Here is a 3,075-nt window from a genome sequence, read left to right as displayed (position 1 = left end):
ACTTCATCTGTATATTATTGGTAAAAAAATTAAAAATATGAATAAAAATAAAAAAAAGCATCCTAAATGTGTAATTTAGGATGCTTTTTGTAAAACAAATTAATTTCTATTAAGCAATCGCATACGATAACAATTCATCGTTACTTCCCCAAGCCTTTGCAACAATTGATAATTCGCATATGCGCCAACTGGGGCACCGATGATTGGGACGAGCTGGAGCATTTTTGCTAAATCGATATAGTCTCGGTATTCTGTTTGGAACTTTTCCCAGTCCATATGATTTTCTTCTTCTGTATCCCACGTTTCAATCGCTTTCCATACTTCTTTTCGGTAATCGTCACTTGAAAAAGCAAGCTGGAAAACGTGAAGAATAAAAAGGCGCTCTTCTTTTTTACTCGTATCAAATCCGTACAATGTTGCTGCATCGAATAAAAATTTTATTTTAATAGTAAGTAATAACGGGAAATCGGCAAGACCGAGGAGAATACCACCTGCTCCCGTTCCGGCTCCTTCTGCCGCTGCGACTTTTTTGTACTCATCCATTTTTTTACGTACTTCATCGTCTCTTCTTTGCAGTGACCAGTTCGTTTCTTTTAGCTTCGGTTTTATGAAGTTTGATCCAGCACTAATTGTTTGCACCATCATCCGAATCGTTTCTGTTAGTACCTTTTGCACTTTCGCGGGCACTAGTTGTTGCACTTTCACCTGCACTTTTTTAGAGAACCGTGTCATCATAGAAGAATCTTTCATGAATGTAGCTTTCCACTGCTCCAATTCTTTTATAACCTTCTCTTCATATGTAATCATAGGTTCATTCCTTTCAGTTTAAACGCTCAATGCGCTTCGCACCGTATTGATAAACGAAACCAATACTAAATAATATGCTTACGACAAATAAAATGCCGGTCATTATGAAATCTTTCGTCGCAAGTGCAAATAAAATTGTAAATACAGCACTGCCGATAATAAGAATCGCATTTAATAAAGTAAGAAAATCTCTCTTCTTCTCGTCTCCCCCTACCGGATATAAATCAAGCCAAACTTTCATACGGTGATGTTTCCAAAGGGTTAAGAGCTGGTAGCCGATTAAGTATAAGAAAACAAGGCTTACGATAAAACGTCCATATAAAAATGGGATAAAGTAAAGAATAATTCCCCCAAGAACGAGTAAACGCATATATAATCCGAAATAGTTACCCGATCTTAAAAATGTTCTCGTATATAAGTATAAATATGTACGTTTCTCACCGATCATCGAAAGAATGAAATCAAGCCATTTCCTACGTGATACTCTCTCTTTTAACGCTGGTACATCAACGAACATATTCGCAATGCGGTATAGCAGCATCATTTTTTTACCTTCTTCAGAAATTAAATACTCCCAGTTTAGCGGCTTTCCCTTCACCTTTTGATGCATAACAACAAGGTATAGCGCCATTAAAAAGACAATCACACCGGTAAAAATGACTGAAGTACGTTCTACAAGGACGTACACAAATAAGCCGTTTAAAATAAAACGAATAAACCAATCCGTTCTTTGTACATTTTGATCTGTTAAAAATGATTTTTCCCACGCTACGAATAAATTCCACGCTTTTACAATGACAAACGCGATTACAATCCATATGTAATTGGCACCTGTTTGTTTCATTTGCTGGAAATATAACGGGGCAAGCGCAGCTGCTACCATTGCGATTATGTATAACTGAATCATAAACGTAAAGAGAAATGCCTTCGTAAAGTAAGGCTTTAACTTTTCTTCAACTGGCAGCAAATACACGAGGTCTGCTTCTTTTAATAACGTTTGGACTGACCCAGCTGTTAATACGAGGCCAAGTAAGACTGCCATAACAATCGCTGTCGGAAACGAAGGTGTTAACGTTTGTAACCATTGCTGGTAATAATACGCTCCTGCGCCGATGATAAATACGAAAATAAATTTCAAATGATCATTAAATACGTATTTACTATATGTACGAACTTCTTTTAGAAAGTGCCGAAATCGTTCTTTCCATAACGCTGTGCTATTCATAATCTTCTTCCTTCGTTAACGCAATATAAATATCATCAAGCGTTGCACCAGGCATATTAAACCCGGATTGAAGTTCTGATAATGTTCCCATCGCTCTCACTTCACCTTGATGCAAAATAATGAATGAATCACAATAGCGCTCTGCTGTCGCTAAAATATGTGTACTCATTAAGATGCCCGCACCACTCTTTTTCATTTGATCCATCATTTGAAGAAGTGATTGAATCGCTAACGGATCAAGCCCAACGAAAGGTTCGTCCACAATGTAAAGAGATGGTTCAACTAAAAATGCACTCATAATCATCACTTTTTGTTTCATCCCTTTTGAGAAATGAGACGGAAACCATTTTAAGCGATTTTTCATGCGAAACTCTTGTAATAGTTGCCCTACGCGTTCTTCATATTGTTTTTCATCTACACCGTACGCCATCGCTGTTAATTTCAAATGCTCTTCTAACGTTAACTCATCATATAATACTGGCGTTTCTGGAATGAAGGAGAAACTAGAACGGTACGCTGTCATATCATCACGAATTGTTTTCCCGTTAATTGTGACAGTTCCTTTTTTCGGCTCCATTAAACCGATGATATGTTTAATTGTCGTACTTTTCCCGGCTCCATTTAAACCGATCAAGCCGACAAGTTCGCCTTTATTAACAGAGAACGAAACATTTTGCAGTACAGGTCGTTTCGTATATCCTCCTGTAACATTTTCTACACGCAATAACTCGCTCATACGACACCACTTTCTTCATTAGTATTCATTCTACATTCATCTTACCAAAAATGGGGCTGTACTACATAGTATCGATGTCTTAAAAAAAATTTAAATTTCTTGGCATATATTTTTACGAAAGCGGACATCATAATTAGTGAAGAAGGAACACATTGAAAAAGCAACCACCAATTGATGAGTACAACAACATAGTGAAGTCATCATGAAATGGGGTGTCCAAGTTGGACAATGAAATTTACACATAACCAGATAATTTGTTTCATTTTCGAAACGGGGTGTCTCCGAAAGAGCATATACTGTTTTAAAA

General features: G+C 37.0%; 3 protein-coding genes. All 3 read right to left on the bottom strand.

The features are described from left to right. Nucleotides 1-99: 99 nt before the first annotated feature. The 3 genes from ecsC to ecsA are packed head-to-tail and all read right to left on the bottom strand — an operon-like array spanning nt 100 to nt 2,768. Nucleotides 100-807, bottom strand: coding sequence for an ecs operon protein EcsC (gene ecsC, locus AB3X49_RS20260; RefSeq protein ID WP_002011122.1), 708 nt, complete (start codon nt 805-807; stop codon nt 100-102). Between the two features lie 13 nt (nt 808-820). Further along, nucleotides 821-2,032, bottom strand: a complete 1,212-nt coding sequence (locus AB3X49_RS20255; protein WP_367964352.1) for an ABC transporter permease — start codon at nt 2,030-2,032, stop codon at nt 821-823. Then, nucleotides 2,025-2,768, bottom strand: coding sequence for an ABC transporter ATP-binding protein EcsA (gene ecsA, locus AB3X49_RS20250; RefSeq protein ID WP_001292616.1), 744 nt, complete (start codon nt 2,766-2,768; stop codon nt 2,025-2,027). The genes AB3X49_RS20255 and ecsA overlap by 8 nt, the downstream gene beginning before the upstream one ends. Nucleotides 2,769-3,075 lie beyond the last annotated feature (307 nt).

The organism is Bacillus sp. C30 (assembly GCF_040838255.1).
In the GTDB taxonomy this organism is placed as follows: Bacteria; Bacillota; Bacilli; order Bacillales; family Bacillaceae_G; genus Bacillus_A; species Bacillus_A mycoides.
The sequence above is the reverse complement of the archived record's forward strand: the minus strand, read 5'-3'. Positions and strand labels throughout refer to the sequence as shown.